Here is a 13,729-nt window from a genome sequence, read left to right as displayed (position 1 = left end):
ACTGCCGGCCCCGCGGCCGGTCCCGACACCGCCCCCGAGGCGGCCGGGACGGGCGCCGCCGGTGACCCGGCCGGCAGCACGGAGGACGACACCGACGACGAGATCGACCCTCACGACGCCTGGGACGCGCTGTCCCGGGGCGACGACCCGACGGGCCGCTGACCCGGCCGGGAACGGTTAGGCTGGGCGCGTACCGCACGACACGAAAGGCATCAAACCTGCGATGACCGAGAACAAGCCTGAGATCGCCTACCTCCCGCCGGGCGTCCCGCCGACCAACCACGGCCACACGGTCGCGGCGTGGGTCACGATGGTCGGGATCACGCTGGGCGTGCTGATCTCCTCGTGGGGCGTCGTGGTGGCCCAGTCCTGGTCGTCGTGGCTGGTCCTGTTCGTGCTCGGCTTCGTCGTGGTCGGCGCCTCGCTGATCATCGGCCTGGTGCTGCGCAACCTGGGCCTGGGCCAGAAGACGGTCCAGCGGTAACCGGTGCCATGACCGCCCTGGAGATGGCCGCACCGTCCGCCGCCTACCCCCGCAACAACCTGGGGGTCTGGTCGCTCGTGCTGGGCATCGCGTCGATCGTGCTGTTCCTGGGTGTCCTCACGGGCATCCCCGCGATCATCGTCGGCAACCAGGGCCGCCGCGCCGTCCGCGCGGGCGAGGCCGACAACGAGGGGACGGCGCTGGCCGGCGTCGTGCTGGGCTGGCTGTCCCTCGCGGTCCTCGTGTTCGTCATCGGCCTCGTCATCGTCCGCTTCCTGGCGGGTGGGCCCCATTCCTGAGACCGCCGTCCGGCCGGCGACGGCACCCGCGCTGCGGGCGCCGCTGCTGGCCGGGGTGGCCGTCGGGGCGGCGACCCTCCTGGTGGCGCTCCGCGACCCGCACGTGCCGGGCTCCTACGGGTTCTGTCCGCTGCTGGAGCTGACCGGCCTGGCCTGCCCGCTGTGCGGCGGGCTGCGTGCCACGCACGACCTGGCGCACCTCGACCTGGCGGGCGCCTGGTCCGCCAACGCGCTGTGGACGGTCACGGCCCCGGTGGTCGTCGTCGTGTGGCTCGCCTGGCTCGTGGCCGCTGCCCGCGGACGCCCGTTCCGCGGCCTGTCGAGCACCGCCGGCTGGGTCACGCTCGGGGTCGCGCTCGCGTTCCTCGTGGCGCGGAACCTGCCGTGGCTGCAGCCCTGGCTGACCCCCTGGCTCTGATCCCCGCGCTGATCAGGCGCTCCGCCGGGGAGGGCGCTCCACACCCGGGCCGGGATCTGACGGGCCGTCGTCTCACGGGCCGGGAGTGGTCAGGACCACACCTTGGATCCGCCTACCATGGCCATGGGGCACAGGTCCCAGCAGGCGCGCGGTGCGTCGTCAGCCGCACGAACGAGGCCGCCTGCCGAGGGCAGAGCAAGGGCACGGGGAGGCTCATTACATGTCGGTCCTGGAGGACATCGTCGCGGGGGTTCGTGAGGACCTCGCGGAGCGTGAGGCACGTGTGCCTCTCGACGCGCTCAAGGAGCGCGCCAACGCCGTGCCCGGTGCCCTCGAGTGCCTCGGCCGGCTCAAGCAGGCGGACGCCGTCTCCGTGATCGCCGAGGTGAAGCGCTCGAGCCCGAGCAAGGGATCCCTGGCCCCGATCGCCGACCCGGCGGCCCTGGCCGTCGAGTACGAGTCCGGCGGGGCCTCGGCGATCTCGGTGCTCACCGAGCAGCGCCGGTTCCACGGCTCGCTGGCCGACCTGGACGCCGTGCGCGGCCGGGTGGACGTGCCGGTGCTGCGCAAGGACTTCGTCGTGACGCCGTACCAGGTCTGGGAGGCCCGCGCGCACGGGGCCGACCTCGTCCTGATCATCGTGGCCGCCCTGGAGCAGACCGTGCTGGAGTCGCTGGTGGAGCGCGTGCACTCGCTCGGCATGACGGCCCTCGTGGAGACGCACAACCTCGAGGAGGTGCGCCGGGCGGTCGACGCCGGGGCGCGCGTCGTGGGCGTCAACCACCGCAACCTCAAGACCCTCGAGCTGGACCGCGGCCTGTTCCGCAGCCTCGCCGAGTACATCCCGGACGACGTGATCAAGATCGCCGAGTCCGGCATCCGTGGCCCGCACGACGTGATGGAGATGGCCCGGGCCGGAGCGGACGGCGTCCTGGTGGGCGAGGCCCTTGTGACCGACGGCGCCCCGCGCGCCTCGGTGGCGGACCTCGTCGCCGCGGGCTCGCACCCGTCGCTGCGGTCCGTGCGGCCGGCCTGAAGGGATCCCAGATGAGCGACGTGAAGCTTTCCGACGTCTCCGGCCCGTACTTCGGTCAGTACGGCGGTCGCTTCGTGCCCGAGGCGCTGATCGCCGCGCTGGAGGAGCTGGACACCGAGTTCCGCAAGGCGGCCGACGACCCCGAGTTCGCGGCGGAGCTGCAGCGCCTGCACCGGGAGTACACCGGCCGGCCCAGCCCGCTGACCGAGGTGCCGCGGTTCGCGGCGCACGCGGGCGGCGAGCACGGTGGCGTGCGGGTGTTCCTCAAGCGCGAGGACCTCAACCACACCGGCTCGCACAAGATCAACAACGTGCTCGGCCAGGCGCTGCTGGTCAAGCGCATGGGCAAGAAGCGCCTCATCGCCGAGACCGGGGCGGGCCAGCACGGCGTCGCCACCGCGACCGCGGCCGCCCTGATGGACCTCGAGTGCGTGATCTACATGGGCGAGGAGGACACGCGGCGCCAGGCGCTGAACGTGGCGCGCATGCGCCTGCTCGGCGCCGAGGTGGTGCCCGTCAAGATCGGCTCGCGCACCCTCAAGGACGCGATCAACGAGGCGCTGCGCGACTGGGTCGCCAACGTCGAGACCACGCACTACCTGCTGGGCACCGTCACGGGCCCGCACCCGTTCCCCGAGATGGTGCGCCAGTTCCACCGCATCATCGGCGAGGAGGCGCGCGAGCAGATGCTGGAGCGCACCGGCCGCCTGCCCGACGTCGTCGCGGCATGCGTGGGCGGCGGGTCCAACGCGCTGGGCATCTTCAACGCGTTCCTCGACGAGAAGAGCGTCGAGCTGCGCGGCTTCGAGGCCGGTGGCGAGGGTATCGAGTCGGGCCGGCACGCTGCCCGGTTCAGCGGCGGCGCGCTGGGCGTGCTGCACGGCGCGCGCTCCTACCTGCTGCAGGACGACGACGGCCAGACGCTGCCGAGCCACTCGGTCTCCGCGGGCCTCGACTACCCGAGCGTCGGCCCCGCGCACGCCTGGCTGCACGACCTGGGCCGGGCCACCTACGAGCCCGTGACCGACGACGAGGCCATGGAGGCGTTCCGCCTGCTGTGCCGCACCGAGGGCATCATCCCGGCCATCGAGTCGGCGCACGCCCTCGCGGGCGCGCTGCGGGTCGGCCAGACCGCCGCGGCCGAGGGGCGCACCGGGCCGGACGGCCAGCCGCTCCTGCTGCTGGTGAACCTGTCGGGCCGCGGGGACAAGGACGTGGCGACGGCCGCGCGCTGGTTCGGGCTGCTGGACGGCGCCGACAACGTGGCCGCGGAAGAGCTCGAGCGGCAGGAGGGCCGGGGATGAGCACGCTGACCGAGCCGGCGACGGGACCCCACACCGGGTCCCGCAGCGCCGACCTGATCACCCGCCTGCGCGAGCAGGAGAACCGGGCCGCCCTGGTGGGCTACCTGCCGGTGGGCTACCCGACGGTGGACCGGTCGATCGAGGCGCTCAAGACGCTCGTCGACCACGGCGTCGACCTGATCGAGCTGGGCGTCCCGTACACCGACCCCGTCCTCGACGGCCCGGTGATCCAGGCCGCGGCGCAGGGCGCGCTCGACGCGGGCGCCCGCGTGCGGGACGTGTTCCGCGTGGTGCGTGAGCTGAGCGACTACGCGCCGCACGTGCCCGTGCTGGTCATGACGTACTGGAACCCGGTGCTCAAGTACGGCCCGGACGCGTTCGCGCGTGACCTGGCGGCCGCGGGCGGCGCCGGGCTCATCACACCCGACCTCATCCCGGACGAGGGCGCCGACTGGATCGAGGCCAGCGAGAAGCACGGGCTGGACCGCGTGTTCCTCGTGGCCCCCAGCTCGACGCCGGAACGGCTGCGGCTCACGGCCGGCCAGTCGCGCGGCTTCGTGTACGCGGCCTCGCTCATGGGCGTCACCGGCGTGCGCAACGAGGTGGGCTCGCGCGCCGAGCAGCTCGTGGCCGACACGCGCGCCGCGGGCGCGCCCAACGTCTGCGTGGGCCTGGGCGTCTCCACGGGGGCGCAGGCCGCCGAGGTGGGCCGGTTCGCCGACGGCGTGATCGTCGGCTCCGCGCTGGTGCGCCCGCTCCTGTCCGACGGCCCGCTGCCGGACGACGAGTGGGCGGTCCGTCTCACGGATCTGGCCGGGGTGACGGAGGACCTCGCGGCCGGGGTACGGTCGGCTCGCGCCTCGGCGCCCGCCGACACCCCCGCCGGTGCGAAGACCACCTCCGGAGAGGCCCTGTGACGCTGCTGACCGCACTGCCGGCCGCTCTGCACGAGCTGCCCGCCGCGCTGTCAGCACTGCCGCAGGCACCCGCCCCCTCCCAGATCCCGAGCCCTGGCGAGCACACCTGGTACGTCGGCATCTTCCCGGTGCGCGCCTACGCGCTGGCGATCCTCGCGGGGATCGTCATCGCCGTGTGGATGACCGCCCGGCGCTGGAAGGCGCGCGGGGGCAATCCGGACGACGTCCTGGAGATCGTGTTCTGGGCGGTGCCGTTCGGCATCGTCGGCGGCCGGATCTACCACGTGCTGTCGTCCCCGGAGCGGTACTTCGGCGAGAACTTCTCGGGCGGAGGCGACCCCGTCACGGCGCTCTACGTCTGGGAGGGCGGCCTCGGCATCTGGGGCGCCGTGGCGCTCGGCGCCGTCGGCGCCTGGATCGGCTGCCGCAGACAGGGCGTACGGCTGTCGTCGTTCGCCGACGCCGTCGCGCCGGGCCTCCTCGTCGCGCAGGCCGTCGGCCGCCTCGGCAACTGGTTCAACCAGGAGCTGTACGGCCGGCCCACGGAGCTGCCCTGGGGCCTGCACATCGACGCCGAGTACCTGGTGCCCAACCCGGCCACCGGCGTGGCGTACCCGGAGGGCACGCTGTTCCACCCGACCTTCCTGTACGAACTCCTGTGGAATCTCCTGATGGCCGGAGTTCTGCTGTTTCTAGACCGTCGGTTCAGGTTGGGTCATGGGCGGGTATTCTGGGCGTACGTCCTGCTCTACACTCTCGGACGGGTCTGGATCGAGATGCTCCGCATCGACGATGCGGAGCAGGTGCTGGGGCTCCGCCTCAACGTCTGGACCTCGATCCTCTTGGGCCTAGCGGCCCTGGTGGTCTCGATCGTGCTGGCTCGCAAGTTCCCCACCAGGGAAGAGTCCGTACGGCTGCGACCCGAGGACGACGAACCACCGGCCGGCCCACGGGCCGAGCCGGAGCCTGACCCAGGAGTCGAAGGGACCGGCGAGGCCGAGGCCGAGCCGGAGGAAGGCAAGACAGCAGCACAGGAGGAGTCCGACGCGGACGCCTCCGTGCGCACCTGAGGGGCACGACCGCCGGGACCACCGGACGACGAGCCCTGAGACCGACCGGGCCGCCGTCGTCCCGGACCACCCGCAAGGACTGCGCTCGGCTGCGGCCGAGTGCCTGTGAGGACCCATGACCAAGCCGTTGCCGACACAGAGGGTTGGGCTGCCGACGCAGACGTTTGAAGGCGGCCTCTACGACCCGGCGGCCGAGCACGACGCGTGCGGCGTCGCCTTCGTGGCGACCCTGCGCGGAACGCCCGGGCGCGACATCGTCGATGCCGGGCTCACCGCCCTGCTGAACCTCGACCACCGCGGCGCGGTGGGGGCGGAGGAGGACAGCGGCGACGGCGCCGGCATCCTCACCCAGATCCCCGACGCGTTCGTCCGCGACGTCGTCGGGGTGGACCTGCCGCCCGCCGGGATGTACGCGATCGGTACGGCGTTCCTGCCGACCGACGAGGCCGAGCGGGACGCCATGGTGGCCCGCGTCGAGGCGCTGGCCGCCGAGGAGAAGCTCGACGTCCTCGCGTGGCGCGACGTGCCGGTGGACGCCGGCATCGTCGGCCCGACGGCGCGCGCCTCCATGCCGGTGTTCCGCCAGATCGTGGTGGCCGACCCGTCGCGCAGCCTGTCCGGCATCGACCTGGACCGCCGCTGCTACCGCCTGCGCAAGCGGGCGGAGAACGAGGTCGGGCTCTACTTCGCCTCGCTCAGCGCCCGCACCCTGACGTACAAGGGCATGCTGACGACGGCGCAGCTCGAGCCGTTCTTCCCCGACCTGTCGGACCCGCGGTACGCCACGGAGCTGGCTCTGGTCCACTCGCGGTTCTCGACCAACACGTTCCCGTCGTGGCCCCTGGCGCAGCCGTTCCGGCTCCTGGCCCACAACGGCGAGATCAACACCGTGCGCGGCAACCGCAACTGGGTCGCGGCGCGCGAGGGCACCATGGAGTCCGACCTGCTCGGTGACCTCGCGCCGCTGCAGCCGGTCTGCTCGCCCGGCGCGAGCGACTCGGCGAGCTTCGACGAGGTGCTGGAGCTGCTGCACCTTTCGGGCCGCTCACTGCCGCACTCGGTGCTGATGATGGTGCCGGAGGCCTGGGAGAACAACCCCGGCATGGACCCCGCGCTGCGGGCGTTCTACCAGTACAACGCGAACCTCATCGAGCCGTGGGACGGCCCCGCCTCCCTCACGTTCACCGACGGCACCCTGATCGGCGCCGTGCTGGACCGCAACGGCCTGCGCCCCGGGCGCTGGTGGGTCACCGAGGACGGCCTGGTCGTCCTGGCCTCCGAGGCCGGCGTGCTCGACATCGACCCCGCCACGGTGGTCCGCAAGGGCCGCCTGGAGCCGGGCAAGATGTTCCTCGTCGACACCGGCTCCGGCCGCATCGTCGAGGACGAGGAGATCAAGTCCGGCCTCGCCGCGATGCACCCCTACGGGGACTGGATCCGCGAGCACTCCGTCTACCTCGACGAGCTGCCCGACCGCGAGCACGTGGCGCACAGCCCGGCGTCGGTCCGGCGTCGGCAGCGGGCCTTCGGCTACACCGAGGAAGAGCTCAAGATCATCCTGTCGCCGATGGCGACCACCGGCGGCGAGCCGCTCGGCGCCATGGGCTCCGACACGCCCGTCGCCGTGCTCTCGCAGCGGCCTCGGCTCCTGTTCGACTACTTCACGCAGATGTTCGCGCAGGTGACCAACCCGCCGCTGGACGCGATCCGCGAGGAGCTGGTCACAGCCATCGGCAGCGCCATCGGCCCTGAGCCGAACCTGCTGGCCGACCTGCCGGAGCACGCGCGCAAGCTGGTGCTCGGCTTCCCGGTGCTGGACAACGACCAGCTCGCCAAGGTCGTGCACGTCGAGCGCGACCGGGAGCTGGAGGGCCTGTTCCAGGCCGAGACCGTCCAGGGCCTGTACGACGTCTCGGGCGGCGGCGCCGCGCTGCTGGCCCGGCTCGAGGCGATCTTCGCCGACGTCGACCGGTACGTGGAGCAGGGCGCGAGCTTCCTCGTGCTCTCCGACCGCGACGCCAACTCGGAGCTCGCCCCGATCCCGTCGCTGCTGCTGACCAGCGCCGTGCACCACCACCTGGTGCGCAAGCACACCCGCAACCGGGTCTCGCTGGTGGTCGAGGCCGGCGACGTGCGCGAGGTGCACCACGTCGCGCTGCTGATCGGCTACGGCGCGGCCGCGGTGAACCCGTACCTCGCCATGGAGACGGTCGAGGACCTGGCCCGCCGCGGCTACCTGGACGTCACGCCCGAGCAGGCGGTCGCCAACCTGATCAAGGCGCTCGGCAAGGGCGTGCTCAAGGTGATGTCCAAGATGGGCATCTCCACGATCATGTCCTACCGCGGCGCGCAGATCTTCGAGGCCATCGGCCTGTCCCACGACCTGGTCGAGGACTACTTCACCGGCACCACGTCGCGGCTCGGTGGCATCGGCCTGGACGTCATCGCGGCCGAGGTCGCGGCGCGGCACGCGGAGGCGTACCCGCCGTCCGGCAACAAGAAGCCGGGGGAGCGCCTGACCACCGGTGGCGAGTACCAGTGGCGCCGCGACGGCGAGGACCACCTCTTCGACCCGGAGACGGTGTTCCGCCTGCAGCACGCCACGCGCTCGGGCCGGATGGACATCTTCCGGCAGTACACGCGGCGCGTGGACGAGCAGTCCAACCGCCTCATGACGCTGCGCGGCCTGCTGCGCTTCAGCCCTGACCGCGAGCCGGTGCCGATCGACGAGGTCCAGCCGGTCAGCGAGATCGTCAAGCTGTTCAACACGGGCGCCATGTCCTACGGCTCCATCTCGGCTGAGGCGCACGAGACCCTCGCGATCGCGATGAACCGCCTCGGCGGCCGCTCCAACACGGGCGAGGGCGGCGAGGACCCGGAGCGTCTGTACGACGACGAGCGCCGCTCGCGCGTCAAGCAGATCGCCTCGGGCCGGTTCGGCGTGACGTCGGAGTACCTGACGCAGGCCACCGACATCCAGCTCAAGCTCGCCCAGGGCGCCAAGCCCGGTGAGGGCGGTCAGCTGCCCGGGAACAAGGTCTACCCGTGGGTCGCCAAGACGCGGCACTCGACGCCCGGCGTCGGTCTCATCTCGCCGCCGCCGCACCACGACATCTACTCGATCGAGGACCTGGCCCAGCTGATCCACGACGCGAAGAACGCGAACCCGTCGGCGCGCGTCCACGTGAAGCTGGTCAGCGAGTTCGGGGTGGGGACGGTCGCGACAGGGGTCTCGAAGGCGCACGCGGACGTCGTGCTCATCTCGGGGCACGACGGCGGCACGGGCGCCTCGCCGCTCACGTCGCTCAAGCACGCCGGCACGCCCTGGGAGATCGGGCTGGCCGAGACCCAGCAGACCCTCGTGCTGAACGACCTGCGCGACCGCATCGTGGTGCAGGTCGACGGCCAGATGAAGACGGGCCGCGACGTGATCGTCGCGGCGCTGCTCGGCGCCGAGGAGTTCGGTTTCGCGACCGCGCCCATGGTGGTCTCGGGCTGCGTCATGATGCGCGTGTGTCACCTGGACACGTGTCCCGTCGGGGTGGCCACGCAGAACCCCGAGCTGCGCAGCCGGTTCACCGGCAAGCCGGAGTTCGTCGTGAACTTCTTCGAGTTCATCGCGCAGGAGGTGCGCGAGCACCTCGCGGCGCTGGGCTTCCGGAGCCTCGAGGAGGCCGTCGGCCAGGTGCAGGTGCTCGACACCCGCAAGGCCGTGGACCACTGGAAGGCGCAGGGCCTGGACCTCACGCCGGTGCTCGCCCGTCCGCAGCTCAAGGAGGGCTCGTCCCTGCGCCACACCACCGCGCAGGACCACGGTCTGGCCCGCGCGCTGGACAACCAGCTCATCGCGGCCGCCGGCCCGGCGCTGGAGCGCGGCGAGCCTGTGCGGATCGAGCTGCCGGTGCGCAACGTGAACCGCACGGTCGGCACCATGCTCGGCCACGAGGTGACCAAGCGGTACCGCGGCGCGGGCCTGCCCGACGACACGATCGAGGTGACCCTGACCGGGTCGGCCGGCCAGTCGCTCGGCGCGTTCCTGCCGCGCGGCGTCACGCTGCGCCTGTTCGGCGACGCCAACGACTACGTGGGCAAGGGCCTGTCCGGCGGCCGCGTCGCGGTGCGGCCCGACAAGGCGGCCGTCCTGGGCGGCGCCGACGTCATCGCGGGCAACGTGATCGGCTACGGCGCCACGTCCGGCGAGGTCTTCCTGCGCGGACGCGTGGGGGAGCGGTTCGGCGTGCGCAACTCCGGCGCCACCCTGGTGGCCGAGGGCGTGGGCGACCACGCCTGCGAGTACATGACGGGCGGCACCGTGCTGGTGCTCGGCCCCACGGGCCGCAACGTCGGCGCCGGCATGTCCGGCGGCACCGCGTTCTTCCTGGACCTGCGGGTCTCGCGGGTCAACCAGGTGGCGCTGGAGGCGGGTGACCTCGCCGTCGGCGTCCTGGACGACGCCGACTGGGAGACCGTGCGTGGCCTGCTGGAGCGGCACCATGCCGAGACCGGGTCGGCCGTCGCGGCCGAGCTGCTCGCGGACCCGGAGGCGGCGCGCGGCCGGTTCAGCCGCCTGCTGCCCCCCGGCTGGGCGCGCGTGCGCCTGGCCCTCGCCGAGGCGGAGGCCGCCGGCACCGACATCTCGGGCGCGTCCGAGTGGGACCCGTCCGTGTGGAACCAGATCATGGAGGTGGCTCGTGGCTGACCCCAGAGGATTTCTGAAGGTCCGGGACCGGGAGCTCCCGGCCAACCGTCCGGTCGAGGTGCGCCTGCGGGACTGGAAGGACACCCACGCCCACCGCACGGAGGGGCAGCCGTTCCTCAAGGAGCAGGCCGGCCGCTGCATGGACTGCGGCGTGCCGTTCTGCCACCAGGGCTGCCCGCTCGGCAACCTGATCCCCGACTGGAACGACCTCGTCTGGCGCGGCCAGTGGGCCGACGCGATCGACCGCCTGCACGCCACGAACAACTTCCCGGAGTTCACCGGGCGGGTGTGCCCTGCGCCGTGCGAGTCGTCCTGCGTGCTGAGCATCAACCAGCCCGCGGTGACGATCAAGAACGTCGAGGTCTCGATCATCGACGAGGCGTTCGCCCGCGGGCTGGTCACGCCGCACGTCCCGGAGCGCCTCACGGGCTCCACCGTGGCCGTCGTCGGCTCGGGCCCCGCGGGCCTCGCGGCCGCCCAGCAGCTCACGCGGGCCGGCCACACCGTCGTCGTCTACGAGCGGGACGACGCGATCGGCGGCCTGCTGCGCTACGGCATCCCGGACTTCAAGCTGGAGAAGCTGCACATCGACCGCCGCCTGGCGCAGATGGAGGCCGAGGGCACCCGGTTCCGCGCCGGCGTGACGATCGGCGAGGACATCAGCTGGGACGCCCTGCGCCGGCGGTTCGACGCCGTCGTGGTCGCCACCGGTGCGACGGTGCCGCGCGAGCTGCCCGTGGCGGGCCGCGACCTGGCCGGCATCCACTTCGCGATGGACTACCTGACGCCCGCCAACAAGGCGGTCGCCGCCGGTACCCCGGACGTGCTGCCCGAGGGCGCACCGACCGCGGCCGGCAAGCACGTGGTCATCATCGGCGGCGGCGACACCGGCTCGGACTGCCTCGGCACCGCGCTGCGCCAGGGCGCCGCGAGCGTCACCACGCTCGCGATCGGCAAGAAGCCGCCGGTCGAGCGGCCGGCCCACCAGCCGTGGCCCACCGACCCGATCCTGTTCGAGGTCTCGACCTCGCACGAGGAGGGCGGCGAGCGCACGTACCTGGCGTCGACGGTCGAGTTCCTGGCCGACGCCGACGGCAACGTCCGCGCGCTGAAGGTTGCCGAGACCGAGTACCTTCCTGACGGCCGTCGGGCGCCGAAGCCGGGCACCGAGCACGAGATCCCCGCGGACCTGGTGCTCGTGGCCATGGGCTTCACCGGCCCCGAGACCGGTGTGCTCGAGGAGCAGACCGGCATCGAGGTCACCGAGCGTGGCCTGGTGGCCCGCGGCGACGACTACGCCGCGAGCCTCCCGGGCGTGTTCGTCGCCGGCGACGCCGGCCGCGGGCAGTCGCTCATCGTGTGGGCCATCGCGGAGGGCCGCGCCGCGGCCGCCGCGGCCGACACCTACCTTCAGGGCAGCACCGAGCTGCCCGCCCCGGTGCGCCCGCGCACGCTCGCGCTGCGATCGTGACCCGAGAACTTCACCGGGAGTTGTACACCCCCACAGGGCGCGTTGGCGCCCACCATGCCTAGGCTGGAGACATGCGCAGAGCCAAGATCGTGTGCACCATCGGACCCGCCACGGAGAGCCCGGAGAAACTCCGGGAACTCGTTGACGCCGGCATGAACGTGGCGCGGATCAACCGCAGTCACGGCGAGCAGGAGGCGCACGCGGCGGTCTACCGGAACGTGCGAGAGGCCGCCAAGGCGGCAGGTAAGTCGGTCGCCGTACTCGTCGACCTGCAGGGACCCAAGATCCGGCTCGGCCGGTTCGCGGGAGATGAAAAGCACTTCCTGAACAAGGGCGACACGTTCACCATCACGACCGAGGACATCCTCGGCAACCGTGAGATCGTCTCGACCACCCACAAGGGCCTGGCCCAGGACGCCCAGGTGGGTGACCCGCTGCTGATCGACGACGGCAAGGTGCGCGTGCGCGTCACCGCCGTCGAGGGCCCCCGGGTCATCACCGAGGTCGAGGTCCCCGGGCCCGTCTCGAACAACAAGGGCATCAACCTGCCCGGCGTCGCCGTGTCGGTGCCGGCCCTGTCCGACAAGGACGAGTCGGACCTGCGCTGGGCGCTGGCCCTGGGTGCCGACTTCATCGCGCTGTCGTTCGTGCGGTCCGCCAAGGACTACGAGGACGTCCGCCGCGTGATGGAGGAGGAGGGCCGTACGGTCCCCGTCATCGCCAAGATCGAGAAGCCGCAGGCCGTGGAGAACCTCGCCGAGGTCATCGCCGCGTTCGACGGCGTCATGGTGGCGCGCGGTGACCTCGCGGTCGAGATGCCGCTGGAGCAGGTGCCGCTGGTGCAGAAGCGCATCGTCGAGATGGCGCGCCGCAACGCCAAGCCGGTCATCGTGGCCACGCAGGTGCTGGAGTCGATGACCACGTCGCCGACGCCGACCCGTGCCGAGGCCTCGGACTGCGCCAACGCGGTGCTCGACGGCGCCGACGCGGTCATGCTGTCCGGTGAGACCTCGGTGGGCGACTACCCGATCATCACGGTGCAGACCATGGCCCGGATCATCGAGGCCACGGAGGAGGCCGGCCGGGAGCGCATCGCGCCGCTCGGCTCGACGCCGCACACGCGTGGTGGCGCCATCACGCGTGCCGCCGCCGAGATCGGCGAGACGCTCGGGGTCAAGTACCTCGTGACGTTCACGCAGTCCGGTGACTCCGCGCGCCGGATGTCCCGCCTGCGCTCGTCGATCCCGCTGCTCGCGTTCACCCCGGAGCAGGACGTCGCCAACACGCTCGCCCTGACGTGGGGCACCAACGAGTACCTGGTGCCGAAGGTCGACACCGTCGACGCGATGGTGGCCCAGGTGGACCTGACCCTGCAGGACCAGGGTCTTGCCGAGAAGGGCGACACGGTCGTGGTGGTCTCGGGTGCGCCGGTCGGCGTGCCGGGCACGACCAACTCGATCCTGGTGCACCGCATCGGCTCGCAGGCGGACGGCCGCAGCCAGGTCTGACCTGACTCCGGCACACGCCAGACGCCCTCGCAGGTGTCAGACGCACAGTTCACTCCGGTGACCCGTACGTCTGAGACCTGCGGGGGCGTCTGACACGTTCGCACCGACGTGCGCGAGATGTCGCTATTGTTCCGGCGTGACCCGCGCCTCCTTCCCCTGGTCCCGCATCGGCTTCGCCGTCCTCGTGGTGGTCTCACTCGGCCTCGGCTGGTGGGGCCTGATGCTCGACACGACGCACGTGCCCGGCCGGACCTGGTACGACGTCGTCTACCACGACCTGCAGCTCTTCGTGATGGGCGCCGACCCGGCCAGCGAAGGGGGCGGGCTCTCCTGGCAGCTCCAGGTCGCCCGGTTCCTCGCGCCCGGCACGGCCGTCTACGCGCTGTTCGAGGCGGCGCGCGCCCTGTTCACCGGGGAGATCCGCCGGTTCAGGGAACGGCGCGCCCGCGGGCACGCGATCGTGGTGGGGCAGACCGACGCCGCCGACACGGTCGCCGCCGCCCTCGAGGCCGCGGGGCACCGC

At 72.3% G+C, this 13,729-nt stretch carries 11 protein-coding genes; all 11 read left to right on the top strand.

What is annotated here, in order from left to right; translation table 11 throughout:
• Nucleotides 1-223 precede the first annotated feature (223 nt).
• Entirely contained in the window at nucleotides 224-484 is a 261-nt protein-coding gene (locus tag PROKR_RS10900; protein WP_020014739.1) for an HGxxPAAW family protein, read from the top strand.
• An 8-nt stretch (nucleotides 485-492) separates the two neighbouring features.
• Nucleotides 493-783: a DUF4190 domain-containing protein gene (locus PROKR_RS10895; RefSeq protein ID WP_051432872.1), complete on the top strand. Its 291-nt coding sequence runs from the start codon at nucleotides 493-495 to the stop codon at nucleotides 781-783.
• Nucleotides 767-1,201, top strand: a complete 435-nt coding sequence (locus tag PROKR_RS10890; RefSeq protein ID WP_036963034.1) for a DUF2752 domain-containing protein — start codon at nucleotides 767-769, stop codon at nucleotides 1,199-1,201. Before PROKR_RS10895 ends, PROKR_RS10890 begins: the two co-directional genes overlap by 17 nt.
• Before the next feature lie 220 nt (nucleotides 1,202-1,421).
• A complete protein-coding gene (trpC, locus tag PROKR_RS10885; protein ID WP_020014742.1) occupies nucleotides 1,422-2,237 on the top strand; it encodes an indole-3-glycerol phosphate synthase TrpC in 816 nt (271 codons plus the stop codon).
• Between the two features lie 11 nt (nucleotides 2,238-2,248).
• A complete protein-coding gene (gene trpB, locus PROKR_RS10880) occupies nucleotides 2,249-3,541 on the top strand; it encodes a tryptophan synthase subunit beta (RefSeq protein ID WP_036963032.1) in 1,293 nt (430 codons plus the stop codon).
• Complete coding sequence (gene trpA, locus PROKR_RS10875) at nucleotides 3,538-4,458, top strand: tryptophan synthase subunit alpha (protein WP_036963030.1); 921 nt, start codon at nucleotides 3,538-3,540, stop codon at nucleotides 4,456-4,458. Before trpB ends, trpA begins: the two co-directional genes overlap by 4 nt.
• Complete coding sequence (lgt, locus tag PROKR_RS10870; RefSeq protein ID WP_084800372.1) at nucleotides 4,455-5,528, top strand: prolipoprotein diacylglyceryl transferase; 1,074 nt, start codon at nucleotides 4,455-4,457, stop codon at nucleotides 5,526-5,528. Before trpA ends, lgt begins: the two co-directional genes overlap by 4 nt.
• 115 nt (nucleotides 5,529-5,643) lie before the next feature.
• Complete coding sequence (gene gltB / locus PROKR_RS10865) at nucleotides 5,644-10,227, top strand: glutamate synthase large subunit (RefSeq protein WP_036963028.1); 4,584 nt, start codon at nucleotides 5,644-5,646, stop codon at nucleotides 10,225-10,227.
• Nucleotides 10,220-11,698 carry a glutamate synthase subunit beta gene (locus tag PROKR_RS10860; RefSeq protein ID WP_036963026.1) on the top strand — a complete coding sequence of 493 codons (1,479 nt, stop codon included), beginning with the start codon at nucleotides 10,220-10,222 and terminating at the stop codon, nucleotides 11,696-11,698. The genes gltB and PROKR_RS10860 overlap by 8 nt, the downstream gene beginning before the upstream one ends.
• Nucleotides 11,699-11,769: 71 nt before the next feature.
• A complete protein-coding gene (gene pyk / locus PROKR_RS10855; RefSeq protein WP_036963023.1) occupies nucleotides 11,770-13,206 on the top strand; it encodes a pyruvate kinase in 1,437 nt (478 codons plus the stop codon).
• Nucleotides 13,207-13,342: 136 nt separating this feature from the next.
• A partial coding sequence (locus tag PROKR_RS34605; protein WP_036963021.1) for a hypothetical protein occupies nucleotides 13,343-13,729 on the top strand: 387 nt, incomplete at its 3' end.

This window comes from Promicromonospora kroppenstedtii DSM 19349 (assembly GCF_000515355.1).
Taxonomy (GTDB): domain Bacteria; phylum Actinomycetota; class Actinomycetes; order Actinomycetales; family Cellulomonadaceae; genus Promicromonospora; species Promicromonospora kroppenstedtii.
The sequence above is the reverse complement of the archived record's forward strand: the minus strand, read 5'-3'. Positions and strand labels throughout refer to the sequence as shown.